Below are 26,209 nucleotides of genomic sequence, written 5' to 3' on the forward strand. Positions count from 1 at the left end.
GCGCACGGCCCCGGCGGTCAGGGCGTCAGCAGCACGGTGACCGGGGTGCCGGGCCGGGCGGCGGGGTACACCAGCCGCACCGACCCGGCCCGGTCGCCCTGCGGCGGCCGGACCTCGACCCGGGCGCCGGGGGCCTGCACCCGGAACCCCTGCGGGAAGGCGCCGGCTGGCACCGCGATCGTGGTCGCCGTGCCGCGCCGCCCGGTGGCGAGGGCGAGGCGGTAGCGGCCGCCCCCGAAGGACTCGGCGGACGGCCGCCCGCCGAGGGCGGTGGCGTACGGGCCGAAGGCGGGGCCGTCGCCGGGGGCGGGGCGGCCGTCCGGGCCGAGTGCGCAGTACCCGCCGTCGCCGCGGCACCAGTACCACATCGTCCAGCCGGCGGCGAAGCCCGTCATGGCGGCGACCTGGCGCTCCACCAGGCGTGCGTTGCCGGGGGTGCGGGCGCTCGGCGGGCCCCACTCGCCGACCAGGACGGGCAGCCGGCCGGCCCGCGGGTAGGCGGTGACCGCCTCGGTGTAGCGCCCGACGAAGCCGCCGGCCGGGTCCCAGTCCTGCCCGGCCTCCACGGCGGTGTCGTAGAAGTGCGGGGCGTAGCCGATCCGGGCCGCGCCCGGGCGGGGGTCGGCGAACTGCGGCAGCCGGGTCGGCACGCCCTGGCCGACCAGCACGGTCGGCTCGACGAACAGCCAGGCGCGGTCGTCGACCCGGCGCACCGCGGTGATCAGCCGCCGGTACATGCCGGCGAGCCGGCCCTGCTCCAGTTCGGCCGCGGCGGCGGCCAGCACGGCGGGGTCGGCCGGGTCGCCGTCGACCGGCCCGAACGGCTCGTTGAACAGGTCGTAGCCCAGCAGGGCCGGGTGGCCGCGCAGCTCGCGGGCGACGGTGGTGTACAGCGCCGCCTGGGCGCGGCGCAGGTCGGCGTCGTCGTAGAGGTGGCGGAAGGCGGCCTGCACGGCGGGCTGGAAGTAGCCGGCGAACCAGTCGTCCGGGTCGGGTTCGAAGGGCAGTCCGTCGTCCCGGGTCGCCCACACCGGGACGCCGCGGTCGCCGCCGCCGAAGGCGGGCCCGTAGACGTCCTGGTGGAAGTCGACGACGGCGAGCAGCCCGTGCCGGGCCGCGGCGTCCAGCAGCCGGTGGACGCGGGTGAGTTCACCCCGGTCGTAACGGCCGGGGGCCGGTTCGAGGCGGGTCCAGGAGACGGCGATCCGGACGAGGGTGAAGCCCCGGGCGGCGATGTCGCCCAGGTCGGCGGCGTCGGCCTCGGCGTACTTGTCGAGGTTGAAGCCGCGCAGCTGCAGGACGCGGCCGTCCCGGTCGGTGAAGAGCGTCCGCCCGTCGGGGGTGGTGACGGTGCCGGCCGGTGTCCGGCCGGCACCCGGGGCGGGTGCGGCGGCCGCGGGGGGTGCGGCGCCGAGCAGGACGGCGGCGGTCAGGAGCAGTGCCGCAGCGGTACGGAGGACGCGCACGGGCCACCTCGCACGGGGGAGTGGGTGTGAGCGCGATGATGCGCCGTCAGCTCCCGCCGCCGCAAGAGGTGAGCAGTGCTCAGGTTTCTTCCGGTGCGGCCGGCTCGGCGGCGTCCTCGGGGCCGGGTGCGGGGGGTGCCACCACCGGCGGCAGGGCGGCGGCCGCGGCGAGCCGGCCCCAGAGCAGGTCGGCCAGCGCCTGCACCATCCGCGGCCGCGGGCAGGGCCGCCGGTCCAGCCACCAGTCCCCGGCGGCCAGCACCATCCCGGTGATCGCGCGCCCCCAGGCCTCGGAGAGCAGCGGGGTGTCGGCGCCCAGGTCGACCTGGGTCTGCACGGCCCGGGTGATCTCCTCGGCGATCTGCTTCAGCGCCGGCGCCAGTGCGTTCCCGGCGCCGGTCGGGTCGCCAGGCTCGGGGTGGGTGAGCAGCCGGTACACCTGGGGGCGGGACTCGATCGCCGCCAGGTAGGTGTCGATGACGTGCTCGACCTGGTCGCGGCGCTCCAGCGGCTCGCTCAGCGCCGCGCGGACGGTCTCCAGCAGGCCCGCGGTGTGGCGCTCCGTCAGGGCGGCGATCAGGCCGTTCCGGTCGCCGAAGTGCCGGTAGAGGATCGGCTTGGTGATGCCCGCCTCGGCCGCGATGGCGTTCATGCTGGCGCCCGGCCCCTCGCGCTGGACGACCCGGTCGGCGGCGTTGAGCAGCTGCTCGCGGCGGGGTTCGCCGGCCGGTGCTGCGGCGGGGGTCGACACGGTGCTGCGTCCTCCTCGGTCGAGCGTTGACATCGCTACCAATGAGTAGCAGACTCCCCCGATGTTACCCGAGGTAACACCATGCTGCGGCGCCGCCGCTCCCGCCCTTCCCCTCGTGCACGCTCCTGCGGAGGCATTCCCGATGAGCACCTTCTCCCTGGACCCCGGACCGGACCAGACCGCCGTCCGCGACTGGCTGCACGGCTTCGCCGCCGACGTGATCCGGCCGGCGGCCGCCGAGTGGGACGAGCGCGAGGAGACCCCCTGGCCGATCATCCAGGAGGCCGCCAAGATCGGCATCTACTCCCTGGACTTCTACGCCCAGCAGTACTTCGACCCCTCCGGGGTCGGCATCCCGATCGCCATGGAGGAGCTCTTCTGGGGCGACGCCGGCATCGGCCTGGCGATCGTCGGCACCACACTCGCCGCCGTCGCCGTGCTCGCCAACGGCACCGACGAGCAGATCGGCACCTGGGCCCCGCAGATGTTCGGCACCCCCGACGACGTCAAGGTCGCCGCGTTCTGCTCCTCCGAGCCCGACGCCGGCTCCGACGTCTCCGCCCTGCGCACCCGCGCCGTCTACGACGAGGCCAAGGACGAGTGGGTGCTGAACGGCACCAAGACCTGGGCCACCAACGGCGGCATCGCCGACGTCCACGTCGTCGTCGCCACCGTCGACCCGGCCCTCGGCGCCCGCGGCCAGGCCTCGTTCGTCGTCCCGCCGGGCACCCCGGGCCTATCCCAGGGCCAGAAGTTCAAGAAGCACGGCATCCGCGCCTCGCACACCGCCGAGGTCGTCGTCGACGGCGTCCGGGTGCCCGGCCACTGCCTGCTCGGCGGCAAGGAGAAGCTCGACGAGCGGCTCGCCCGGGCCCGCGAGCGCGCCGCCGGCGCCGGCGGCGCCAAGGGCAAGAACGCCGCGATGGCCACCTTCGAGGCGTCCCGCCCCGCGGTCGGCGCGCAGGCCGTCGGCATCGCCCGGGCCGCCTACGAGGTCGCCCTCGACTACGCGAAGACCCGGGTGCAGTTCGGCCGCCCGATCATCGACAACCAGGGCGTCGCCTTCCAGCTCGCCGACATGAAGACCCGGATCGACGCCGCCCGGCTGCTGGTCTGGCGGGCCTCCTGGATGGCCGCCACCAACCAGCCCTTCCACAACGCCGAGGGCTCGATGTCCAAGCTCTACGCCGGCGAGACCGCGAAGTGGGTCACCTCGCAGGCCATGCAGATCCTGGGCGGCAACGGCTTCACCCGCGAGTACCCGGTCGAGCGGATGCACCGCGACAGCGCCATCTACACCATCTTCGAGGGCACCAGCGAGATCCAGCGGCTGGTCATCTCCCGCGCCATCTCGGGGATGCCGATCCGCTGACCCGGGCGGCGGCGCCGGGCCCCGGCCTCAGAATCGGGGCTCGCGCCGCTCCAGGAAGGCGGCCAGGCCCTCCCGGACGTCCGGCGCCTCACGGGACTCGCGCTCCCACGGCGCAACCGCCGCGGCCGCCTCCTGCGGCACGACCGACAGCGCGGCCTTCACGGCACCGATCGTCTGCGGCGAGCGCTTCGCCAGCAGACCGGCGAACTCCCTCGCCCGGCCGTCCAGTTCGGTGGCCGGCAGCACCTCGTCCACCAGGCCGAACCGCTCCGCCCGCTCCGCGGTCACCAACTCGCCCGAGAACAGCAGGTACTTGGCCCGCGCCGGCCCCACCAGCGAGGCCAGCCGCACCGTCGGCACCGACGGGTACACCACGCCCAGCTTCGCCGGGGTGATCCCGAACCGCGCGTCGTGCGCCGCGAACCGCAGGTCGCAGGCGACCGCCAGCTGACAGCCCCCGCCCACGCAGGCACCGTGCACCACCGCGACCGTCGGGTGCGGGAAGGCCGCCAGCGCCTCCTCCGCCGCCACGTTGTCCGCGTGGTACGCGTCCGCGTGCGCCGGATCGCCGTACACCTCGGACAGTTCCCCGATGTCCGCGCCCGCGCAGAACGTCCGGGCCGCCCCCGTCACCAGCAGCGCCCGCACGCCCGGCTGCGCCGCGATCAGCCCCAGCACTCCCGGCAGGCCCCGCCACATCGCCAGCGTCATCGCGTTGCGCCGCTCCGGCCGGTCCAGCACCAGCGTGGCCACCGGGCCGTCGAGTTCCGCACGCAGGCCGGCGACACCGGTCTCCAACACGTGGACCATCACTGCCTCCGGGGGCTGATCGGGATGCCCCTCACCCTTCCACAGCGGCGTCCTCGCGGACCACGGCGGTCACTGTGATCTCCACCAACTGGCCGGTGTAGCCGAGGCAGGCCACGCCGAGCAGCGTCGACGTGTGCGGACCGTCGGCCAGGGCGGAGGCGTTCACCACGTCCCACACCTCGGAGAGCGGACCCGGTTCGGGCGAGACCACGTACACCGTGCTGGCCACCACGTCGGCGAGGGTGCTGCCGGCGTGCCGCAGCGCCTCCTCCAGATTGGCCAGCACCTGGCGGGCCTGCGCCGGGCCGTCACCGGGGCCGACCAGCTTCCCGTCCGCGTCCAGCGGCACCCCGCCGGCCAGGAACACCAGGCGGGTGCCGGGCTCCACCACCGCCGTGTGCGCGTAGCCGGGCGGCGGGAAGAGGCTCGGGACGATGCTGCGCTGGACCATGCGAAGGGCCTCCTCGGCTCGGCGGACTCTGTGCCGGCACCGGCCGGCCCCCGATCGTCCGTCGGCGGAGCACCCGCTGTCATCCGGTTTTCCCCGGGGCCGGCCGGGCCGCCGGCCGGGTCACCCGGACTGCGCGCCGCCGCCGTCGGCCCGCCACTCGCGGGCCAGCACCGACCACACCTCGTAGTCCTGCCGGACCCCGCCGTGCAGCACGTGCTCGCGCATGGTGCCGTCGTGGTGCATGCCCATCCGCTGCGCCACCGCCCGGCTGCGTGAATTGCCGCTGCTGTTCCACCACTCGACCTTGTGCATCCCGCGTTCGACCAGCGCGTAGTCGATCAGCCGGCGGACGGCGGCGCTGATCAGACCGCGGCCCTCCCCGTCCTTTTCCGTCCACGCCCCGATTTCGCAGACCCCGGACGCGACGTCGAAGCGCACGAACATCACACCGCCGACCAGCGTGCCGCCGAGCCGGATTCCGAAGATCCGGCCGGTGTCGGCAGCCTGCCGATCGGCAAATCCCTGCAGCGTCGCCCGGGCCGATTCGAGATCGGTGGACCGGGTGGCCCAGGGGATCCACGGGGCGGTGTTGCCCCGGGCGCGCTCCATGTGGTCGAAGAATTCCGCGGCCTGCCACGGCTCCAGCGGGCACAGCTCGGCATCCTCGGCGAGCGGTACGGCGTACACGGCGGTCGTCCCTCCGGTCGGCGGCGACCGGCGGCGGATCGCGCCGCCGGTACGTAACAAACGTTTGGTAGGTACCATAGCGCGCATGACGCCAGCCCGTGGAGACCACGACGCCCGCCGCCGAGACGTCTCCGAGGCGGTCTGGCGGGTGCTGGCCGACCGCGGCTTCGGCGGCCTCACCCTGCGTGCCGTGGCCGCCGAGATGGGCGCCAGCACCGGGCTGCTCACCCACTACTTCCCCAACAAGCGGGCCCTGGTGGCCCATGCGCTGGAGGTGCTGGACCGGCGGACGGCGGCCCGGCCGCGCCCCGCGGCCGAGAGCACCGCCCCGGCCGGCGGCCTGCCGATGCTGCGCGCCGTGCTGCTGGACGTGCTGCCGCTGGACGCCGCGAGCGCCGCCGACAACCGGATCTGGGTCGGCTCCTGGGACGCCGCGCTGGCCGACGGCGGGCTGGCCGAGGAGCACGCCGGGCGCTACCGGCGATCCCGCCGGCGGATGGCCGAACTCGTCGCCGATGCCCAGCGGCTGGGCGAACTGCCCGCCGGCCGGACGCCGGAGGAGATCGCGGCCGCCGCGCAGTCCTTCGTCCTGGGGCTGGTCGTGCAGGCGCTGTTCGCGCCGGAGGAGTTCCCGGCGGAGCGCCAGGCCGCGCTGCTGGACGGGTACCTCGCGGGCGTGGCCGCGGGCTGATCCCGTGCGCGGGGGCACGGGGGCACGGGGGTGCGGGGTGCGGGGACGCAGGGGTGGCCGGAACCGGCGGAGGGCCGTCGTGCGGGACGGCGGCGGTGCGAGGCGGCGGCGGTGCCGGTGTGCTGGCGCCCCCAGCAGGATTCGAACCTGCGACCTACCGCTTAGAAGGCGGGTGCTCTATCCGCTGAGCTATGGGGGCAAGACTGGCGCGGCCCGCAGGGGTGCCGACCTGGGCGGCGGCAGACCGGCGGGCGTTCGGGCGGGGCCCGCGCGGGGCTCCCGGGTACGGCTGGGTGGGTGGGGCCTCGGCCCGTCCGGCACGGGACGCCCGGGACAGGATAAGGGTGACTGCATCCTCCGTCGGGCCTTCCGGCACCGCTTCGGGTGTGTCGGCCCCGGTGGAGCGGTCCGATAATCGCAGGTGGCGGCCGGACGTGCAGCGGTCTGAGGGGATCTGGACCCGGACGTTGTGCAGTCGTTACGGGGCTGCCTCCTCACCTGTTATGGATTCGGCGTGTGAATCGCCCCGGCGTCCGTGCGGTGGGGGTCGGATTTGGGTTACTTCGGTTGGATGACCTGGTCGGAAGCGGGCGGCGGCCACCCGTTAGGGGCCCCGTGCACGGTGTGGACCGGGTGCGGCGTTGTCATGACCTCGCAGGATGGGTCGTTCGCGGAATCTCGAATTCCTGTTCATATTCACTCGCCCGAGTGGGTCCGGTTTTCCACACCCCGGGGTTTTCCACAGGTTTCCGCCGGGCCGCCCGGAAATTCCGCCGGTGCGACAGCATCCGGGTGCGAGCGATTCGGCTCGGACATTTTCCGCCCGGAGGGAGTTCTTGTGAATGAGACCCTGGTGACGATCGTCGGCAATGTCGCGTCGACGGTCACCTACGCGCAGACGCCGGCCGGCGTGCCGGTGGCCAACTTCCGGATGGCCACCACGGAGCGCCGCTTCGACCGCGGCACCGGCGACTGGGTCGACGGCGAGACGACCTGGGTGACGGTGGTGGCCTGGCGATGGCTCGCGACCAATCTGGTGAGTTCGGTGAACAAGGGCGATCCGGTGGTCGTCAGCGGCCGGCTGCGGGTCCGCGAGTGGGGCGAGGAGGACCGCCGCCGGACGGCGGTGGAGATCGACGCCCGCTCAGTGGGCCACGACCTCTCCCGCGGCACCTCCGCCTTCCGGTGGGCCGTCCGCGGACGGCCCGACCGGGAGAAGGTCGGTTCGGATGCGTTCGGTCCTTCGGGCGGCCGGCGGGTGGGTGATCCCGCGCCGGTCGGCGAGGCGGTGCCGGAGTGGATCGTCGCCGCGGTGGAGGCCCGGCGGGCGGCCGACCGGACGACTGCCGGGCCGGCGGGGGCAGTTGGTCCGGCGTCACCGCCGGTGCTCGCAGGTGCCGCGGGTGCGTCCGGTGCCGACGCCGACTGACCGCCCGTCGCCGCCGGCGGGAGGCGGCGGGCGGAGGGGGCGACAGGGTCGCTGCAAGGACGGTGCGATGACGATCCGTTGGATCTGGTGAAGCGTCAACCAAAACGGTTCCCCGACGGCTTGATAACGGAACGACAACGGAACTGTCCTGGTTCCGCACAACTATGGGAAGCGTCTCAACCCTCAATATGATGCGTCGGGTCCACACATGTGCAGCGGTGTCACAGGGGGCACCGCTTTGCAGGGCGGGCTGCCATCGGCAGGGCCCGGCCCGGAGGGATCACTCATGTTCCACAGCCAGAAGCGGGCTGTCTCCCGCATAGGTACTGTCATGCTCGCGACCGGCATCGCCGTGGCGAGCGGCCTGTCGTTCGCCGGCGCAGCTTCGGCCGACGGCGGCGCGGGCATCACCGCGACGATCCAGCCGACCATGGTCAGCGGGGCCGTCGACACCGGTGGCGGCCACGTGATCCAGGGCGGTCTTTTCACGCTGAAGACGGATGACGGCAAGCTCATCCAGACGTACTGCATCGACATCGACCACGGCGTCCGGATCAAGGACGCGGTCAAGTACCAGGAGTCGAACTGGGCGTCGAGCTCGCTCGGCGCCCCGGGCAAGGCCGAGGCGGCGGGCAAGATCCGCTGGATCCTCGAGCACTCCTACCCGAAGCTCTCGCTCGACGCGGTGAAGGCCGCCGTCGGCATCAAGGGCGAGTTCACCAAGGAGGACGCCGCGGCCGGCACCCAGGCCGCGATCTGGCGCTACTCCGACAACAAGACCGCGGCCACCCCGGTCGACGCCGAGGCCAAGCAGCTCACCGACTACCTGGCGGGCAGCAAGAACACCGGTCTGAAGGAGGAGCCGGCGCCCTCGCTGGACCTCGACCCGGCGTCGGTGAACGGCAAGTCGGGCAGCAAGCTCGGCCCGTTCACCCTCAACAGCAGCGCCTCGGCGGTCAAGCTGGCGCTGTCCGGCGACACCTCCGGCGGCAAGGTCAAGCTGGTCGACCAGGACGGCAAGTCCGTCTCCGACCTGAAGGGCCCGATCGCCAAGGACACCAAGCTGTTCCTGGACGTCCCCTCGGGCACCGCGGCCGGCTCGGCCACGGTCAAGGCCTCGGCCACCACCTCGGTGCCCACCGGCCGCGTCTTCCTGAGCGTCGGCTACACCCCGGACAAGCACAGCCAGACCATGATCCTGGCCGGCTCCGAGGAGCTGAGCGTCGCCAAGACCGCCAAGGCCACCTGGACGCAGGCCAAGGGCCCGCTGCTGGAGGCCACCTCCAAGGTCGACTGCACCAAGAACGGCGTCCAGGTCACCGTCACCAACAGCGGTGACGAGCAGGCCACCGTCACGATCACCCCGGGCAAGTCCGTCACCGTCGGTGCCGGCAAGACCGAGACCGTGCTCGTGCCGGTCGCCGAGGACGCCACCTACGACATCAAGGTGAGCGGCCCGAACCTGACCGAGGAGTTCAAGGGCATCCTCGACTGCAAGACCACCAGCACCACCGGTGGCACGAACGGCGGCACCACGGGCGGCACCACCACCGGTGGTACGACCGGCGGCACCACCGGCTCGACCACCGGCGGCAGCCTGGCCAGCACCGGTGGCGGCAGCCACACCGGCATGATCGCCGGCATCGCGGCCCTGCTCGTCGCCGCCGGCGGCGGTGCGGTGTTCGCCCTGCGCCGTCGCGGCCGCCACGGTCGCTCCGCGGCCTGAACCACCCGGGGTGCGGGCCGTTCCCACGGCCGTGGCACCCGCGGTGCGACCCCCGGGGTGACACCCGGGACGTGACACCGGGCCCGGCCCCGTCCTCCGACACCGGAGGGCGGGGCCGTCGCCTTGCCCGCCCCCGTACCGCCCCGCCCGGCCCGTACCGCTGCGCACCGCCCCGGCCCCGTACCGCGGCGCACCGCCCGGTCGGGGCCGCCGCCCCGCACCCGGTGCGGTCCGGCCCGTGTGACCGGCGGGAGTTCGGGCGGCGCCGCGCAGTGCGGCACAATGGAAGGCTGCAAGCCGAATACACCCGACGACGCCGGAGCGATCTCACGTGGCGGAATACATCTACACCATGCGCAAGGTGCGCAAGGCACACGGCGACAAGGTCATCCTTGACGACGTGACGCTCTCCTTCCTCCCCGGAGCGAAGATCGGCGTCGTCGGCCCCAACGGCGCCGGTAAGTCCACGGTGCTGAAGATGATGGCCGGGCTGGAGCAGCCGTCCAACGGCGACGCGTTCCTCTCGCCGGGCTACACCGTCGGCATGCTCCTCCAGGAGCCCCCGCTCGACGAGTCCAAGACGGTCCTGGAGAACGTCCAGGACGGCGTCAAGGAGGTCAAGGGCAAGCTCGACCGGTTCAACGAGATCGCCGAGCTGATGGCGACCGACTACTCGGACGCGCTGCTCGAGGAGATGGGCCGCCTCCAGGAGGACCTGGACCACGCCAACGCCTGGGACCTCGACGCCCAGCTGGAGCAGGCCATGGACGCCCTGGGCTGCCCGCCCGGCGACTGGCCGGTCACCAAGCTCTCCGGTGGCGAGAAGCGCCGCGTCGCGCTCTGCAAGCTGCTGCTGGAGGCCCCCGACCTGCTGCTCCTCGACGAGCCCACCAACCACCTCGACGCCGAGTCGGTGAACTGGCTGGAGCAGCACCTCGCCAAGTACGCCGGCACCGTCGTCGCGGTCACCCACGACCGGTACTTCCTCGACAACGTCGCCCAGTGGATCCTGGAGCTCGACCGCGGTCGCGCGTTCCCCTACGAGGGCAACTACTCCACCTACCTGGAGACCAAGCAGACCCGTCTCAAGGTCGAGGGCCAGAAGGACGCCAAGCGCGCCAAGCGGCTCAAGGAAGAGCTGGAGTGGGTCCGCTCCAACGCCAAGGGCCGCCAGGCCAAGTCGAAGGCCCGTCTCGCCCGTTACGAGGAGATGGCGGCCGAGGCCGACAAGATGCGGAAGCTGGACTTCGAGGAGATCCAGATCCCGCCGGGCCCGCGCCTGGGCAGCGTCGTCGTCGAGGTGGACAACCTCTCCAAGGGCTTCGGCGAGAAGCTGCTCATCGACGACCTGAGCTTCACCCTGCCGCGCAACGGCATCGTCGGCGTGATCGGCCCCAACGGCGCCGGCAAGACCACCCTGTTCAAGATGCTGCAGGGCCTGGAGACCCCGGACGACGGCAAGGTCAAGGTCGGCGAGACCGTCAAGATCAGCTACGTCGACCAGAACCGCGCCAACATCGACCCGAAGAAGACCCTGTGGGAGGTCGTCTCCGACGGCCTCGACTGGATCAACGTCGGCCAGGTCGAGATGCCGTCCCGCGCCTACGTCTCCGCGTTCGGCTTCAAGGGCCCGGACCAGCAGAAGCCGGCCGGCGTGCTCTCCGGCGGTGAGCGCAACCGCCTCAACCTGGCGCTCACCCTCAAGCAGGGCGGCAACCTGCTGCTCCTCGACGAGCCCACCAACGACCTGGACGTCGAGACGCTCTCCTCGCTGGAGAACGCGCTGCTCGACTTCCCCGGCTGCGCCGTGGTCATCTCCCACGACCGCTGGTTCCTGGACCGGGTCGCCACCCACATCCTCGCCTACGAGGGCGACAGCAAGTGGTTCTGGTTCGAGGGCAACTTCGAGTCGTACGAGAAGAACAAGATCGAGCGGCTCGGCCCGGACGCCGCCCGCCCGCACCGCGCCACCTACAAGAAGCTGACCCGCGGCTGACCGTCCCCGCGACAACAGCCGCCGGCAACGCCGGCGCAACAAGGGCCGGGCAGGCTGCCCCTCGGGGCGGCCGCCCGGCCACCCGCCCGCGGCCCGGCCGCGGGCGACCGGAAGTCTGAGGAGATCCTTCGTGGCACGCCACATCTACGCCTGCCCCCTGCGGTGGTCCGACATGGACGCCTTCGGCCACGTCAACAACGTGGTCTTCCTGCGCTACCTGGAGGAGGCCCGGATCGACTTCATGTTCACCCAGGCCGCCGAGGCCGGCGCGGGCGAGTTCGCGGGCGGTTCGGTGGTGGCGCGCCACGAGATCGAGTACAAGAAGCCGCTGGTGCACCGTCCCGCCCCGGTGACGATCGAGACCTGGGTCACCAAGATCGGCGGCGCCTCCCTCACGGTGTCCTACGAGATCAAGGACACCGCGCCGGACGGCACCGAGACGGTCTACGTGAAGGCCTCCACCGTCGTCGTCCCCTACGACCTGGCCGAGGGCCGGCCGCGCCGGATCAGCCCGGTCGAGCGGGAGTTCCTCTCCCGCTTCATGGACGCGGTGCCCGCCGCCGTGGCCGCGGCCTGATCCGGACGTGACCAGCGACGTGAGCAGCACCCCCGTGACCGGTCGGCCCGCCGCACTCGTCCTCGCCGAGAGCGGCGGGGCGGCGGACCTCGCCGCGTTCCTGGGCCGGCTGCTGCGCTTCGACAGGGCGGCCGCCGTCCGCCTGCAGGCCGTGCCCGGCCCGGAGTCCGGTGGCGTCCTGGCGGTCTTCGGCCGGCTCCCGCTGGGTTCCGCGGGAGCGATCGCCGTCCGCACCGCGCGGCTGGCCGGCCCGACGTCCGGGACGGACACCACCGTCTCGGCCGGGCAGCTGCTGGAGGCCGTGGACGTGGAGAGCGGCACCGTGGCGGTGCCGCCGCCGGTCACCGGACCGGCGTGGGCCGGTCTGCTGCCGCCGCGGACGGGCTGGCAGCCGGTCGCCGAACCGCAGGCCTTCGAGGTGCTGCCGGAGGTGTCCGCCGCGGTCGGCGAGTTCCGCCGGCGCAGCGAGGAGATTCCGGAGCACCACCGTTCGCGGCAGGTGCTGGACGCGCTGGCCGACGAGATCTGGTCGCGCCCGCTGAGTGCCGTCCCGGAGCTTCCGCTGCGTGCCGCGCACGCGGCCTACGTGATCGGATTCCTGCGGCCCGCGGTGCCGCTGACCGCGCACCGTGCGGGCGGCTGGCTGCGGTTGAGCGCGCCGGCCGGTTCGGTCGCCGTCCGCAGCGCGGCCGCGCCCGGCGCGGGCCTGGGCCTGAGCCCGCTGCGGTAGGTCCTTCTTCCGGATCGTGCAGGGCGAGGCCCGGCCCCGCTCAGCCCGCGGTGTTGATCATCGAGGCGGCGGCGTAGGTCAGGTAGTCCCAGAGCTGGCGCTCGGCGTCCTCGGGCAGGTCCAGCTCGTCGAGGGCGGTGCGCATGTGCCGCAGCCAGGCGTCGTGCGCGGCGCGGTCGACCTTGAACGGGGCGTGCCGCATCCGCAGCCGCGGGTGGCCGCGCTCGTCGCTGTACGTCCGTGGCCCGCCCCAGTACTGCATGAGGAAGAGCGCGAACCGCTCCTCGGCCGGGCCGAGGTCCTCCTCGGGGTACATCGGCCGCAGCAGCTCGTCCTGGGCGACCCCCTGGTAGAAGCGGTGCACCAGCCGACGGAAGGTGGCCTCGCCGCCGACCGCGTCGAAGAAGGTCTCCTCGGGAAGAGTGTTCTGCCGGGTCTCGTTCACCCGACCATGGTCGCAGACGGCCGCGGGGGCCGTACACCGGTCTTCCGGCCTACGACCCCCGCCGCCCGTCACGGGTCCGGTGCGTCCCCGTGGCGCCGCGACTACACGTCGTCCCAGTTGAAGAAGCGCCAGGCGATCAGGCAGAGCACGGCCGAGAAGGCCAGCAGTCCGCCCATCGCGGGCAGCGCGTCCATGACGCCGCCGCCGCGGCTGAGCACCGACTGCGAGGCGGTGACCAGGTAGCGCAGCGGGAAGACCTTGGAGACGGTCTGCAGCCAGCCCGGGCTGCCGTCGATCGGGATGAACGCCCCGCCGAGGAAGGACATCGGCAGGATGATCAGCTGGTTGATGCCGTTCGCCGCCTCCTCGGTCTTGGCGAGCCCGCCGGTGAGCAGGCCGATCGACATGAAGGCGACGGTGGCACAGAGCACCAGCGGCACGATCAGCCACCAGTCGCCGCTGAGTTTCAGCCCGAAGAACGGCGTGGTGGCGATGAGCAGGAAGATCGCCGTCTGGGCCAGGGCGATCACGCAGTTCACCGCGACCCGGGCGCCGATCACCGCCGGGATGGAGACCGGTGCGAGCCGCAGCCTGCGCAGCACCCGCTTGGTGCGCCAGTTGATCAGGGTGAAGGAGGCGCCGTAGACCGCGCCGGAGGCGATGGCCCAGCCGAGCAGGCCCGGCGTGAGGTACTGGATCGGCTTGAGCGACCGGTCCTCGACCTGGACGGACTGCATGGTGAACGCCGGCGGCTTGCCGGACGCCGCCTGGTTGGCGGCCTTCACCAGGTTGTCCACGATCGCCTGGACGCTACCGGCCTTGACCGGGTCGGCGGCGCTGTGGCGGACCACGACCTGGCCGTTCGGCCCCTGCTCGACGAGGGCGTCGAGGTCCCCCTTGCGGACCTTCTCCAGGGCGGCGGCCTCGTCGTCGACCCGGGTGACGGTGAGGACCTTCTCCAGTTCCCTGCGGTCGTCGCCCTGCACGGAGTCGAGCACCTGGACGGCGCCGACCTGGGCGACCTTCACGTGCGGGGCGCCCGCGCTCTTGAAGAGCGTGCCGAACATCAGCAGGAAGATCAGCGGCATCATCAGGGTGAAGAAGAGCGCGCCGCGGTCGCGCACGAAGCCCAGCAGCATGACCCGGGCGAGTCCGACGAAGGCGCTGGCGCGCTCTGGCGCCCCGGGGGCCGGGGCGGCCGGCTCGCGTTCGGTCGCGGTGGGGGCGGTCGCGGTCATGCCCGGTACTCCCGTCCGGTCAGGCGGAGGAAGACGTCCTCCAGGGTGGCGCCGCGGACCTCCAGGCCGCGCAGCGCGTTCTGCTCGGCGAGCACCGACAGCACCGGCGCCGGGATGCGGGTCGAGACCGACAGCGAGACGCCGTCGTCCTCCAGCCCGGCCAGTTCGGCGCCGGCCGCGGTGAACAGGTCGCGCGCGGTGTCGGCGGCGAGCAGCCCGGACTCGACGCTGATCCGGACGGTGTCGTCGATCTCCCGGACGAGTGCGGCGGGTGCGCCCGTCTTGAGCACCTTGCCGTGGTCCATCACCGAGACCCGGTCGCAGAGGACCTCGGCCTCGTCGAGGTAGTGGGTGGTGAGGACGACGGTGCGGCCCTCGGCGTTGATGTCCCGCAGCAGGTCCCAGAGGTTGCGCCGGGCCTGCGGGTCGAGACCGGTCGTGGGCTCGTCCAGGAAGACGAGCTCCGGGTCGTGGACGAGGGCGCAGGCGATGGACAGGCGCTGCGCCTGGCCGCCGGACATCTTCTCGGTCTGGACGGCGGCGGAGTCGGCCAGGCCGACCTTGTCGAGCATCGCGTCGGCCCGCTTCGGTCCGACGCCGTAGAAGGAGGCGAAGGTGCGGATCGTCTCACGGGCGGTCAGCCGGTTGAAGAACGACGACGCCTGGAACTGCACGCCGATGCGCGGCAGCAGTGCGGTGTTGCGCGGCCAGGGCGCGAGCCCCAGCAGTTCGACGCGGCCCTCGTCGGGCTCGCGGATCCCCTCCAGGATCTCCAGAGTGGTGGTCTTGCCGGCCCCGTTCGGTCCGAGAATCCCGTAGAACTCGCCCGCCTCGACGGTGAGTGACACACCGTCGACGGCCTGGACGTCCCCGTACCGCTTCCGTATTCCGTCCGCGGATATAGCAGCTGTCATGGTGCACGACATTAGGGGTTCGCGTGCCGGTGCGGTGGTGGTTGGCGTGCAAAGCCCGCGGAAAACCCGTCGGGCGGGGCCGGTTGCGGACCGGCCCCGCCCGAGGGGGCGTCAGGCGCGGTGCAGCGTGATCGTCGTCCAGGCGCCGACGTGGATCCGGTCGCCGTCGTTCAGCGGGATCGCGGTGTGCGGCGGCACCGGGTCGGCGCCGCCGTTCATGGTGGTGCCGTTGGTCGAGTCCTGGTCCACCAGCACCCAGCTGCCGTCGGGCTGCTCGGCGAGCATGGCGTGCTGGTGCGAGGCGCCCGGGTCCTCCGGCGGCACCGACAGGTCGATCTCCGGCACGGTGCCGCGCTGCTGGCTGCGCCGGCCGATCCGCAGCTGGCCGCGGCCGGTCAGCGGGATGCGCCGCTCGGGGCAGTACGGCGGGAAGAACAGCCCCGACGCGTCCGGGCCGCTGCGCGCCATCATGTCGGCGAAGTAGTCCCGGTCGGCGCTGACCACCGCGATCCACTGGGTGCGGACCGGCGGGGGCGGCGGGGCCTGGCCGGCGCCGGGGTGCCCCTGGTGGCCGTGCTGGTCGTACTGCCCGTGCGGGCCCGGCTGGCCCTGGTGGTTCTGCTGGCCCTGCTGGCCCGGGCCGGGCGGGGCCAGCCGGAAGGACGTCCCGAAGCCGTCGCTGCCCGGTCCGCCGGCGGGCTCGGCGTACACCGGTCCCGTCCGCTCGTAGCCGTCGGGCTCGGCGAACGGCGGCGGGGCCGGCCGGTCGAAGCCCTGCTTCTCCAGGCTGGGCGGCTGCCCGTAGCCGGAGTCACGGCCGGGCGGAGCGGGGGCGTGGGCGCCGGCCGGCGGCGGGTAGCCGTAGCCGCCGCGCGGCCCGGCCGGCGGGGGCGGCGGCGGAGCCGTGGGCGGGGCCGCCGGGGGAGGGGTGGGCGCCGGCGGACGCTGCGGTGCGGACAGGTCGTAGTCGTAGCCGCACTCCTCGCAGTACCGGCCGGTCTGCGGGCTGCGGCAGATCGGGCAGGTCACCAGGCCCGCGGTGATGTCGGGGGAGCCTCCGTGCGAGGGCTCGCCGTGCGAGGAGCCGCCGATGGACAGGCCGCCGAGGCCGCCGCGCCGTTCGTAGACCGGCTCCTCGTAGGGCGGCTGCCCGTAACCGGAGTCACGGCCGGACGGCTCGTAGGAGGGCCGCTCGTACCCGCCCTGGCCGCCGTAGGCCGGACCGCCCGGGGGCGGCCCCGGCGGGGCGGAGGCGGGCGGGGGCGGCGGGTAGCCGGACCCGGCGGGCGCACCGAAGGGCGAGCCCTGGGCCGGCGGGGCGCCCGGGACGGCCAGACCGGGCGGCGGAGTCATCGGGAAGCCGCAGAAGTCGCACCAGTCCTCGGCCTGCGACTCATGGCCCCTAGGGCAGATCGGCATCAAATCCCCCACATCAGCAGGTCCGGCCCAGGGAATCGGCCGGTCATCTCTTCACTCGCACGGTCTTGGTCGACCGGGTCTCGAGTGTCATCGAGTCGGCCTCGCTCACGTTCTTACGGAATCGAACCGTACCCTCCTTCGGATCCACCACGTCGACCACCTTCTCCAGCAGACGGAACGTGCCGTCGTTGCCGGTCGCGTGGGCGAGTCGGACGGCCGCGCCCAGCTTGGCGGTGGCCCGGTCGACGTCCCCGGCGCGGTGAGCGGCGAGACCCTCCTGGATGGACGAGGCCAGCTCGGCCTGACCGGTGTAGTGGGCCACCTGCTGGTTGATCCGGGTGGAGGAGGCCAGGTCATCGGTCCACACGGCCCGCACGAGGCCCTGGGAGAGCGTCTCGGCGGTGCCGTCGGGCCGCGGCAGCACCAGGCTGACCCGGGCGGCCAGCATCTCGTCGCCGACCGCGGCGGCCGGCACCTCGACGCAGACGTGGTAGTCGCGGCTCTCGTCGCCCCAGGAGCCGGTCGGGTAGTCGCCGGCCCGCGGCCCGGCACCGGTGCGGCGGCCGGTGAGGTCCTCGACCGAGGGGGCGACCTGCTTGACGTACTTCACCACGGCGTTGGCCGGGGTCCAGATCCGCAGGGCGACGTCCGCGACCTGCTTGCCCATGGCGGTGGACATCATCGCCCGGAAGTCGTCCGCCAGGCCGGAGGGCTCGGCGACGATGTCGACGGTGCCGAGCAGCGCGGAGGAGATCCGGCGCAGCTCGTCGACCTCCCAGTCGGTGCCGACGCCGCGGCAGTCGGCGGTGAAGCACCCGGTGGCCCGGTCCAGGACGGCCTGCAGTTCGGCGGGCTTCTCGTGCTCGTTGCGGCCGTCGGTGAGCAGGATGCCGTGCCGGATGGAACGCTCCGGGCGGCTCTCGAAGAGGCGGTGGGCGAGCGCGAGCCAGGTGCCGATCGCGGTGCCGCCCATCGGTGTGAGCCGGCGCAGGGCGGTCCTGGCGGCGGCCCGGGCGGACGGGTCGGCGACCGCCAGTTCGCCGCCGCCCGGGTAGACCTCCTTGGCCTCGTGGGTGCCGGCCACCACGGCGAAGGCGACGCCGTCGCGCAGGGTGTCGATCGCCGCGGCGGTCGCCTCGCGGGCGTTGCGCATCTTCGAGGCCGGGTAGTCCATCGAGCCGGAGCAGTCGATCATGATCACCACGGCGGCGTCGCCGCCGTCCGCGGAGGCCGGCAGCCGGCCGCCGGAGGTGCCGCCGCCGGTGGCGGTGACGGTGACGATCGCGTTGACCTCGCGGGCGCCCTCGGCGAGGTACTCGTTCTGGAAGATGTCGACGTCGAATCGGGGCGCGTTCGGCTTGGACAGACTTGCCATGGGCTGAGGGCTCCTGTCGAGCGGGCGGGCGGGTCCGGTGGGGTCGTCGTGCCGTGGTCGTCGTGCGGTCGGGGCGTCGTGCGGTCGGGCCGTGGTGCAGTCGTGGTGCGGTGGGGTCGTGCGGTCGTGCGTGGTGGTGCGCCGTCAGGGGGGCGGGCGTCGTCGGGCCGCGCCCGTGCGGCGGGCGCGCGGGCGGTGGCGCGCCGCTGCTGCGGCGCGCCCGGGTGGGGCCCTCGTCAGTCGCGCGGGGCCGGGGCCGGCGGGAAGGGCGGCATCGGGGGCGTGGGCGGGGCCGGGGGTGCGGACGGTGCGGGCGGGGCCGGGTGCGGCCCGTCCGCCAGGGTGGCGTCGTGCCCCTGCGGTGCGGGGGCCGCCTCGGCGGCGGGACGCTGCACGGGCAGGTCGAGCAGGGTCGGCTCGTGCTCGGCCTCGCCCGGGGTGATCGGCAGCACGGCGACGGTGATGTTGTCGTGCCCGCCGGCGGTGACGGCGAAGTCGACCAGGGAGCGGGCGGCGGCCAGCGGCTCCGTCCGGGCGTCGGCGCGGACGAAGAAGGCCAGGTCGGTGGCGGCCTCCGCGTAGTTCCACAGGCCGTCGGTGCAGATCAGCACCACGCCGGGCACGTGCGGGGTGAACGCCACGGTGTGCGGCAGCAGCTCCTCGGCGTCGGCGCCGAGCCAGCCGGTGATGGCGTGCGCCCGCGGGTCGGCGTACGCCTCGGCCTCGCCCATCAGCCCGGCGGCCACCATCCGGGCCGCCCAGGAGTCGTCCTCGGTGAGCCGGTAGGGCTCGGCAGACTCGCGGTCGTCCGGGATCCAGTACGCGCGGGTGTCGCCGACCCAGCCGATGGTGACCAGGCCGTCCGCCGCGACGGCGCTGACGTAGGTGCAGGCGGGCGCGTTGAGGCCGCCGTCCGGCCGGGCGCGGCTCTTGTCGTCGTAGGCGAGTTCGGTGACGGCCCGGGCGGCGTCGGCGATCGCGCGGCGCATCGCGGCCGTCGGGTCGACGCCGCGTTCGAGCGAGCTGAGCAGCGACTCGGAGGCGGCGTCCACGGCGGTCGCGGAGGCCTCGTCCGGGCGGGCCGAGGAGGAGACGCCGTCGCAGACCACGGCGACGACGGCGGGCCGTCCGCCGGGCAGCGAGGTGCCGGCGACGGTGAAGGCGTCCTCGTTGCGGTGGTGGCGCAGGCCGCGGTCGCTGACGCCGGCGACGCCGGCCATGGCCCGCTCCTGGTGGTCGCGCGGCTTCGGCTGGGCCTTGCCGCAGGACTCGCAGTACCCGTCGGCGGCGAGGCCGGCGGCCCCGCAGTGCGCGCAGGTGCCCGCGGCCGGCCCGGCCGGCTGCAGGTCGGGGACGGTGGCCCCGGGGCCCCGGACGTCGGTCACCACCCGTGCCCCGGCGGGTGCGGCGGGTTCGGCGGTGCTGTGTCCGCACGCGCCGCAGTAGGCGTCGTCCGGGCCCAGCGGCTCGGCACAGCTCGGGCACACGGTCTGCTGCTGCGGCATTGATCACACCCACGTCCGTGGACGGGCACGGTTGGCCCGCTCCACCATCTCGATCCTTGTTTCGGCCCGGTCGGACAACCGTGCCAGCACCCGGTAGGAGTGCTCCAGGGCGAAGCGCAGTTCCCGTTCACCGGCAGGATGTCCGAGCACTTCGTACGCCGGTTCCGCGGTGCCCGCGGCGGGCTCTCCGGCGGTGTCCGGGCGGCCCGCGACGACCCAGCCGAGGGCGGCGTCCAGCAGCTCGACGGAGAGCTCCTCGTGCCGCCGGGCGTCCAGGCCGAGCGCGGTGATCTGCTCGGAGCAGCGCGCCAGGTCGGGGCCGAGCGGATCGGTCGCCGGGCGGTCGCGCAGCCGGGCGCGGACGGCGGCGATCCGGGCGGCGGTGTGGTGGGCGGAGGCCTCCGGCACCGCCTCCAGGGCGGCGACCGCGTCGGCCCGGTCGCCGGCCGCGAGGCGGACGCGGGCCAGCCCGAAGGCGGCGCCGACGTAGCTGCGGTCGGTGGTGGCGACCAGGCGGTGGAAGGCGGCGGCGTCCTCGCCGTTGCCCAGCAGTTCGGCGCAGAGGGCGAGGGCGAGCTTGGGCGCGGCCTCGCCCGGGAACGCGTCGTACAGCGCGTCGAAGGCCTCGGCGGCGGCCTCGGCGCTGCCGGCGGCCAGCGCGGTGAGTCCGCGGTACCAGACGGCCCGCCAGTCCCCGGGATGGTCCTGCTCGACGGCGGCGAGGTCGCGTGCGGCGGCCTCGGGGTCGCCGAGTTCGAGGTGGGCGCGCAGCGCGCGCAGGCGCAGTTCCAGCGAGGGCGCGGGCGCGGTGGCGAGTGCGGCCAGCGCCTCGCCGGGGGCGGTGCCGGCCAGTGCGGCGAGGAAGCCGGCGTTCGGGTCGGCGGTGTCCACCCGCGGCACCGGCAGGGCGAGGGCGGCGGCGGCCGGGTCGAGCGGGCCGGCGGCGAGTTCGGTGTCGGGCACCCGCACCTCGGGCCCGAACAGGGTGGAGAGCGCGGGCCGCGGGCGGCCGTCCTGCAGCGCGAGCACCTCGCGCAGGACGCCGGTGAGCTGGTCGGCCATCTCCTCGGCGGAGCCGAAGCGGCGGGCCGGGTCCGGGTCGGTGGCCCGGACGAGCAGCCGATAGTACGACTCGTAGGCGGCGAAGAGCGGCTCCTCGTCGGGGCCGGGCAGGTCGTGCCGGTGGGTGGTGTCGTAGCCGCGGAAGTCGAGGCTGAGCACGGCCAGGGTGCGGGCGACCGTGTAGAGGTCGGAGGCGGGTGTCGGACCGTCGGTGGCGATCTCGGGCGCCTGGTAGCCGACGGTGCCGTAGATCGGGCCGTCGTCGTCGAGGCGCCGGACGGCACCCATGTCGATGATCTTGAGCGAGTCCTCGCTCTGGATCACGTTGTCGATCTTGAAGTCGCAGTACACCAGGCCGCGGGCGTGCAGGTGGCCGAGCGCGGGCAGTGCCTCCAGCGCGTACGCGATCGCCTGCTCGACCGGCAGCGGGTCGCGCCGGCCGTCCGGGGTGCGGCGCTCGTTGGCGATGTCCTTCAGCGACTTGCCGCCGACGTACTCCATCACGATGTAGCCGTCGGAGCCGCCCGTCCGCAGGTCCGGGTGCTCGGCGAAGTTGATGATGCGGACGATGTTCGGGTGGTCCACCTCGGCGAGGAAGCGCCGCTCGGCGAGCGCGACCGCCAGCGCGTCCTCGTCGCCGGTGTCCAGCAGGCCCTTGAGGACGACCCACTTGTCGCTGACCCGGCGGTCGATCGCCAGGTAGATCCAGCCGAGTCCGCCGTGCGCCAGGCAGCCCACCACCTCGTACTGGCCGCCGACGAGGTCGCCGCGGCGCAGCTTGGGCGTGAACGAGTACGCCGTGCCGCACTTGGTGCAGAAGCCCTCCGGCCGGCCCTGCTGCTCGCCCTTGGAGCGGCCGACCGGCGCGTCGCACCGGGAGCAGAACCGCTTGCGCTCCGGCACCTCCGGGTTCTCCAGCACCGCCGCGGACGGGTCGGGCCGCGGCACCGCGGGCACCGTGACCAGGCCGGCCCCCAGGTTGCCGCGGCGGCCCGTCCCGCCGGTGCCGCCGCTGCTGCGGACCGAGACCGAGCGCCCCGATCCCGTCCGGGCGGAGCGGTGCGAACGGGAACGGCCGGACATCGTCCGGGAGGAGCCCGTCCGGGAGGAGCCCGTCCGGGAGGAGCCCGTCCGGGACGAGCCGGGACGGGACGGGCCGGTGTGCGCGGAGTCGGGGGAGACCCGGGCCGCGGGCACCTGCGGTGCCCCGGCCTCGGCGGCCAGCCCGCACTCGTCGCAGTAGCCGTCCGTGTCGATCGTGCCGGGGCAGTCCCGGGTGCACCGCCCCGGTGCCGGGCCGGCCGCGGCCGGTGCGGCCGCCGTGTTCGCCGCCCCCGCGGCCCGTGCGGTGCCCGCGACGGCGGCCAGCCCGCACTCGTCGCAGTAGCCGTCCGCGTCGATCACGCCGCTGCCGGAGCACTCCGGCCGCGTGCACGCCTCACCCATCGCCTTCCCCGCCCCCCTCGACGTTCCCCGGCCGGCCGTCCTGCACCGTCGGGGCCTGGTGGTCCTGCCCGTTCCCGCCGCCCGCAACCCCCGGACCGCCCGCAACCCCCGCGCCGTCCGCTGCCGCGGGACCGGCCGGGAGCGCGGGCGCCGGCCGCACCGCCTGCTGGAAGCGGGCGACCGCCTCCGCCGCGGCGCGCAGGTCGCACGGCGCGCTCCACAGCAGCCAGCGCGCCTTCTCGAACCGCTCGACGACCTCCGGGTCCTCGGTGATCCGCAGCCGCGCCGCCATCGCCCGGTACGCCTCCAGCCGCCCCCGCAGCTCGGCTCGCACCGCCAGCGGCTGGGCCACTTCGGTCAGCGAGTGCCGGGCCCGCGCGAGCTCCTTGGCGGCCGCGTCCTCCAGGGCGTCCAGCAGCGGACCCAGCCGGTACCACTGACCGCCGTGCTGCAGCTCGACGGCGTGGCCGATCCGCTCGCGGAGCGCCGAGGCCGGGCCCGGCACGGCCGGCACCTCGGTCGCGGCGATCTTCGCCAGCACCTCGCCGCGGGCCCGCCGGGCCTCGGCCAGCGTGGCGTCGGCCCGCTGCAGCAGGTCGGCGACCTGCTGCAGCCGCTCGTGCGACTCGTCGCGCAGCCGCAGCAGCCCCTCCAGCTCGACCCGGACGTCGTCCAGCGCCCGGCCCGCCCGGTCGAAGCGCGAGGTGTCGACCACCCCGGCGACCGTGCCGGCCGTCGTCGCCGCCCCGGTGGGCCCGTCCTCCGCCCGCTGTGCGGGCACCCGGGCGGGCCGCCACAGCGCCAGCGGGTCGGAGACCACCTCGGTGCGCTGCGCCGCGAGGTCCTCGGCCAGTTCGGCGAGGTCGTCGGCGAGCGGGTGGCCGCCGGGCCGCACGCCGACCGACAGCGCCAGCATCTGCACCCGGTGCAGTTCGGCGAGCAGCAGGTCGATCCGGGCGGGCAGCGCCGACCAGACCGCGTCCGCGGCGGCGACCACCTCCAGCACCGTCGCGTACCACGCGTTCATCCGGTCCAGCAGTTCGGCGAGGCTGATCCGCTCGACCAGCCGGGCCGGTGCGCCGAGCCGGGCGCCGCCGTCCGGCAGCTGCCCGCCGGAGACTGTGACCGAGGCACCGCCGAGCAGCTCGCCGAGCTCGGCGAGCTCGGCGGAGCCGGGACGGTTGCGGCGCGAGCGGACGGCCCGCGCCGAGGCCAGCGCCTCCGAGTAGCGGTCGAACAGCGCCCACAGCACGGACAGGCCCTGCCCGGCGACGGACCAGCGCTCCCCGGTGCGCCCGGTGAGGGCGGCCCCCTCCAGCAGCCGGCGGCCCGGATGGTCCTGCAGGTCGAGCAGCGCCGCCTCCACGGCGTCGCGCTCGGCGCCCAGCCGCGCGAGTGCGCGGTCCACCTCCTCCCGGCTCATCGCCGGGCCGGCAGTTCCTGCCAACGGTCCTTCCTCTCCGGTGCGGTCGCCCGGCGCCGGTGCGGCACCTCCCGCGCCCTGCGGCGCGGCCCCCGGTGACGGTGCTTCGTGTGACGGGGCGACGGATGACGGGACGATCGGTCGACGGGACGGTCGGGTGACGCGACGATCGGTGACGGGGGACGGGGTGACGAGACTACGGCAGGTACGGTGCGGCGGAGGCACCCATGGTGGGCGCCAGCCAGTGCGCGTAGCTGCGCTGCCACCCTCCGCCCGCGCGGTACTCCGCCAGCACCTGGTTCACCCAGGCCACCAGATCGGGTGCCGCCTTGTTGACCGCCACCCCCATGTAGGCGTCGGAGACGGACTCGTCGAGCACCTGCACGGTCGGGTCCTGCGCGGCCTGAGCGGCCGCCAGGGAACCGTCGGTGAGCGTGGTGTCGACCTGGCCGAGCTGCATCAGCACCAGGCAGTCCAGCTGGTTCTCCACCACCCGCACCGCGCTGGTGCCCCGCGGGTCCCGCTTCAGCTCGGCCTCCGAGGAGGACTGCGCGGCCACGCAGGCCCGCCGCCCCTTGAAGGCCGCGGCCAGTGAGGTCGCCTTCGCCGCCCGCGGCACCACCACCTGCTGGCCGGTGCGGAAGTACGGGGCGGAGAACGCCACGTCCTTCAGCCGCTCGCAGGTGATGGTCATGGTGCGGGTGATCAGGTCCACCTCGCCGTTCTTGATCGCGTCGATCCGGCGGGCGGTCGGCACCGTGCGGAAGGTGATCTTCTCCGGGTCGCCCAGCAGCGACGCGGCGATCGCGTGCGCCAGGTCGATGTCGAAGCCCTCGATCCGGCCCGTCCGCGGGTTGCGGTAGCCCCAGTTGTAGCTGTTCTGGTCGACGCCGACGACCAGCGTGCCGCGCTGCCGGATCCGCCGGATCGCGGCCCCGTCCGGGTCCTCGGCCGGCGGCGCGCTCTTCGTCACGTCGCAGTCCGCGGACGGCGCCAGCACGGGCGCGGCGGCCGCCGCCGGGGCGGCCCGCACCACTGCGGGCGCGGCGTGCCCGCCGGACGAGTCCGGGCCGCCCGCGAGCAGCCCGCCGGCCACCGTCAGGGCCGCCGCGCAGGCCGTGATGCCCGCCCGCCTCCTGCGGACCGTCACCGTACGCACCGTCATCCCCCGCCCCCTCACCGGTACTCGGCCAGTCGGCGGCCGATGCCCCTGACCACGCCCGCCGCCGCCAGGACGGCCAGCACCGCCGCCCCTGCGGCGAGCACCTCGTACCCGCCGGCCACGCCGGAGGTCTCCGCGGCGAAGCGGGCCTGCTCGGCCTCGCCGGCCGCGGCCAGCTGCCGGTCCATCGCGGCCCAGGCCGCCTCCGTGGTGGTGTCCGAGGCCACCGCCACGGTGGCGCGCAGCGCCGCCTCGTAGTCGCCGGCCCGGTCGCTCGCGGCGGCCGCGTCGTGCCGGGAGTCCCACTGCGCGAACTGCTTCGCCGCCTCGCCCAGCCGGCGCTCCGCCTCGCCTGCCGGGGCCAGTTCGGCGGCCCGCGCCAGGGTGCCGCCGCCGGCCCGGCCGCCGCCCGGCGTCGGCGCACCGCCGAGCGACCCGGTGACCGCCTGCCAGCGCTTGCCGTAGCTGTCGCTCGCCCCGCGGGCGACCAGGTTCAGGTTCTCCGCGGCGCGGGCCTGCAGGGCCTCCGTCCGGGCCTGGCCCAGCACCTGCAGCGGCTCGGCGCCCGCGGTGCGGCCGGCCGTCAGCGAGGCGGAGGCGACCGTGCCGCCGACGGTCAGCCACAGCAGCGCGGCGAGCACCGCAGCGGAGGCCGCCACCAGCCCCGGGTTGAACACCCGGTTGGTCCGGCGGAACAGCAGCACCTGGTACCCGCCGAGCGCGGCCAGTGCGGCCAGCCCCAGCAGCAGCGCCGCCGCCGGCATCGCCGCGGCCGCGTCGAAGTCGGCGTCGAGCCGGCCCGACTCGGCGGCGACCAGCTGCTGCGCGGACGGCAGCATGGTGTTCTGCATCAGCCCCGAGGCGTACCGCAGGTAGGCCCCGCCGAGCGGCAGGCCCAGCCGGTTGTCGGCCCGGGCGGTCTCGACCAGGCCCGCGTACTGGGGGAGTTGCCGGCTCAGCTCGTCGATCCGGTGCTGCGCCTCGGAGTTGGCGGCCGTCCGGGCGGCGGCCCGGGTGAGCAGCTCGGCGGCGGTGGCGAGGTCGTCCTCGTAGCGCTTGCGCAGCCCGGCCGGTTCGTCGCCGGCCAGCAGGAAGCCGCCGGCCGCGGTGGTGTCCGCGTCGGCGAGCGAGCGGTAGATCTCGGCCGCGTCCCGGCTGAGCGGCTGGCTGTGCCCGACCACCAGGTCGGTGGCCGCGGCCCGCCGGTCGGCCTGCCAGGCCGCCGTCCCCCCGAACAGCAGCACCAGTGCGACCAGCGCCGCGCCGGCCAGCCGCAGCCGGCCCGGCGGGGTGTCCGCCGCCCGCCGCAGGGCGGCCAGCCGCTCGCCGGCGTCCTGCAGCCCGGGCAGCCGTGCCGCGGAGCCGCGCCCCGCCGGCTCCGGCAACGGCGCCGTGCCTTCGACGACCGCAGGTCCCGTCACCCGCCCCACCCCCCCTGTGTACCCCGTGTCCCCGAGCGCCCCGCGGGACGCCGGCCCCCTGATGCCAGCAGTATGGCCGCCGGATGTGACGATCACACGCGAGTTGTGCCGAT

22 protein-coding genes and 1 tRNA gene are annotated in these 26,209 nt (G+C 74.5%); 7 read left to right on the top strand and 16 right to left on the bottom strand.

Annotated features, from left to right (window positions below):
- Nucleotides 1–17: 17 nt before the first annotated feature.
- Complete coding sequence (locus IE98_RS0107465; protein WP_052390249.1) at nt 18–1,466, bottom strand: glycoside hydrolase family 5 protein; 1,449 nt, start codon at nt 1,464–1,466, stop codon at nt 18–20.
- Nucleotides 1,467–1,545: 79 nt separating this feature from the next.
- Nucleotides 1,546–2,250, bottom strand: a complete 705-nt coding sequence (locus IE98_RS0107470; protein ID WP_078660835.1) for a TetR family transcriptional regulator — start codon at nt 2,248–2,250, stop codon at nt 1,546–1,548.
- Nucleotides 2,251–2,359: 109 nt separating this feature from the next.
- Here IE98_RS0107470 and IE98_RS0107475 point away from each other — a divergent pair, with 109 nt between their 5' ends.
- Nucleotides 2,360–3,589 (top strand): acyl-CoA dehydrogenase family protein, encoded by a 1,230-nt coding sequence (locus tag IE98_RS0107475; protein ID WP_030266179.1) that lies wholly within the window; start codon nt 2,360–2,362, stop codon nt 3,587–3,589.
- Between the two features lie 27 nt (nt 3,590–3,616).
- Here IE98_RS0107475 and IE98_RS0107480 read toward each other — a convergent pair whose 3' ends face one another.
- The 3 genes from IE98_RS0107480 to IE98_RS0107490 form a co-directional block, all read right to left on the bottom strand.
- The gene (locus IE98_RS0107480) at nt 3,617–4,399 is read right to left on the bottom strand and encodes an enoyl-CoA hydratase/isomerase family protein (RefSeq protein ID WP_052390251.1); all 783 of its coding nucleotides are present in this window, start codon (nt 4,397–4,399) and stop codon (nt 3,617–3,619) included.
- A 31-nt stretch (nt 4,400–4,430) separates the two neighbouring features.
- Nucleotides 4,431–4,850 carry a RidA family protein gene (locus IE98_RS0107485; RefSeq protein WP_030266184.1) on the bottom strand — a complete coding sequence of 140 codons (420 nt, stop codon included), beginning with the start codon at nt 4,848–4,850 and terminating at the stop codon, nt 4,431–4,433.
- Nucleotides 4,851–4,970: 120 nt separating this feature from the next.
- Nucleotides 4,971–5,537: a GNAT family N-acetyltransferase gene (locus IE98_RS0107490; protein WP_030266187.1), complete on the bottom strand. Its 567-nt coding sequence runs from the start codon at nt 5,535–5,537 to the stop codon at nt 4,971–4,973.
- An 85-nt stretch (nt 5,538–5,622) separates the two neighbouring features.
- On the opposite strand from IE98_RS0107490, the gene IE98_RS0107495 reads away from it, so the two are divergent.
- Nucleotides 5,623–6,228 (top strand): TetR/AcrR family transcriptional regulator, encoded by a 606-nt coding sequence (locus IE98_RS0107495; protein WP_030266190.1) that lies wholly within the window; start codon nt 5,623–5,625, stop codon nt 6,226–6,228.
- A gap of 123 nt (nt 6,229–6,351) precedes the next feature.
- On the opposite strand, the gene IE98_RS0107500 is transcribed toward IE98_RS0107495, so the two are convergent.
- Nucleotides 6,352–6,427: transfer RNA gene (locus IE98_RS0107500), tRNA-Arg, on the bottom strand.
- A 639-nt stretch (nt 6,428–7,066) separates the two neighbouring features.
- On the opposite strand from IE98_RS0107500, the gene IE98_RS0107505 reads away from it, so the two are divergent.
- From IE98_RS0107505 to IE98_RS0107525, 5 genes are all read left to right on the top strand, one after another.
- On the top strand, nt 7,067–7,657 hold the full coding sequence (locus IE98_RS0107505) for a single-stranded DNA-binding protein (RefSeq protein ID WP_078660836.1): 591 nt from the start codon (nt 7,067–7,069) through the stop codon (nt 7,655–7,657).
- A gap of 331 nt (nt 7,658–7,988) precedes the next feature.
- Nucleotides 7,989–9,383, top strand: a complete 1,395-nt coding sequence (locus tag IE98_RS0107510; RefSeq protein ID WP_052390252.1) for a Cys-Gln thioester bond-forming surface protein — start codon at nt 7,989–7,991, stop codon at nt 9,381–9,383.
- 331 nt (nt 9,384–9,714) lie between these two features.
- Nucleotides 9,715–11,379 (top strand): energy-dependent translational throttle protein EttA, encoded by a 1,665-nt coding sequence (gene ettA / locus IE98_RS0107515; protein ID WP_030266199.1) that lies wholly within the window; start codon nt 9,715–9,717, stop codon nt 11,377–11,379.
- A 130-nt stretch (nt 11,380–11,509) separates the two neighbouring features.
- The gene (locus IE98_RS0107520; RefSeq protein WP_030266202.1) at nt 11,510–11,956 is read left to right on the top strand and encodes an acyl-CoA thioesterase; all 447 of its coding nucleotides are present in this window, start codon (nt 11,510–11,512) and stop codon (nt 11,954–11,956) included.
- A 7-nt stretch (nt 11,957–11,963) separates the two neighbouring features.
- Nucleotides 11,964–12,686 (top strand): hypothetical protein, encoded by a 723-nt coding sequence (locus tag IE98_RS0107525; RefSeq protein WP_234443446.1) that lies wholly within the window; start codon nt 11,964–11,966, stop codon nt 12,684–12,686.
- 40 nt (nt 12,687–12,726) lie between these two features.
- On the opposite strand, the gene IE98_RS0107530 is transcribed toward IE98_RS0107525, so the two are convergent.
- The 10 genes from IE98_RS0107530 to IE98_RS0107575 all read right to left on the bottom strand — a co-directional run bounded on the left by IE98_RS0107530 (nt 12,727) and on the right by IE98_RS0107575 (nt 26,096).
- On the bottom strand, nt 12,727–13,131 hold the full coding sequence (locus IE98_RS0107530; protein ID WP_030266205.1) for a globin: 405 nt from the start codon (nt 13,129–13,131) through the stop codon (nt 12,727–12,729).
- 101 nt (nt 13,132–13,232) lie between these two features.
- Nucleotides 13,233–14,369, bottom strand: coding sequence for an ABC transporter permease (locus IE98_RS0107535; RefSeq protein WP_234443447.1), 1,137 nt, complete (start codon nt 14,367–14,369; stop codon nt 13,233–13,235).
- The gene (locus IE98_RS0107540; RefSeq protein WP_030266209.1) at nt 14,366–15,283 is read right to left on the bottom strand and encodes an ABC transporter ATP-binding protein; all 918 of its coding nucleotides are present in this window, start codon (nt 15,281–15,283) and stop codon (nt 14,366–14,368) included. Before IE98_RS0107540 ends, IE98_RS0107535 begins: the two co-directional genes overlap by 4 nt.
- 111 nt (nt 15,284–15,394) lie before the next feature.
- Nucleotides 15,395–16,702 (bottom strand): FHA domain-containing protein, encoded by a 1,308-nt coding sequence (locus IE98_RS0107545; protein ID WP_030266211.1) that lies wholly within the window; start codon nt 16,700–16,702, stop codon nt 15,395–15,397.
- A gap of 43 nt (nt 16,703–16,745) precedes the next feature.
- On the bottom strand, nt 16,746–18,077 hold the full coding sequence (locus IE98_RS0107550; RefSeq protein WP_030266215.1) for a vWA domain-containing protein: 1,332 nt from the start codon (nt 18,075–18,077) through the stop codon (nt 16,746–16,748).
- Nucleotides 18,078–18,313: 236 nt separating this feature from the next.
- Nucleotides 18,314–19,582, bottom strand: coding sequence for a PP2C family protein-serine/threonine phosphatase (locus IE98_RS0107555; protein ID WP_063748882.1), 1,269 nt, complete (start codon nt 19,580–19,582; stop codon nt 18,314–18,316).
- A 3-nt stretch (nt 19,583–19,585) separates the two neighbouring features.
- On the bottom strand, nt 19,586–22,090 hold the full coding sequence (locus IE98_RS0107560; RefSeq protein ID WP_030266220.1) for a serine/threonine-protein kinase: 2,505 nt from the start codon (nt 22,088–22,090) through the stop codon (nt 19,586–19,588).
- Nucleotides 22,083–23,513 (bottom strand): hypothetical protein, encoded by a 1,431-nt coding sequence (locus IE98_RS0107565; RefSeq protein WP_234443453.1) that lies wholly within the window; start codon nt 23,511–23,513, stop codon nt 22,083–22,085. Before IE98_RS0107565 ends, IE98_RS0107560 begins: the two co-directional genes overlap by 8 nt.
- Before the next feature lie 196 nt (nt 23,514–23,709).
- Nucleotides 23,710–24,678: a glutamate ABC transporter substrate-binding protein gene (locus IE98_RS0107570; protein WP_063748883.1), complete on the bottom strand. Its 969-nt coding sequence runs from the start codon at nt 24,676–24,678 to the stop codon at nt 23,710–23,712.
- Nucleotides 24,679–24,689: 11 nt separating this feature from the next.
- Nucleotides 24,690–26,096 (bottom strand): CHASE3 domain-containing protein, encoded by a 1,407-nt coding sequence (locus tag IE98_RS0107575; RefSeq protein WP_234443448.1) that lies wholly within the window; start codon nt 26,094–26,096, stop codon nt 24,690–24,692.
- Nucleotides 26,097–26,209: the final 113 nt, after the last annotated feature.

It is taken from the genome of Streptomyces sp. NRRL B-24484, from assembly GCF_000717715.1.
In the GTDB taxonomy this organism is placed as follows: domain Bacteria; phylum Actinomycetota; class Actinomycetes; order Streptomycetales; family Streptomycetaceae; genus Kitasatospora.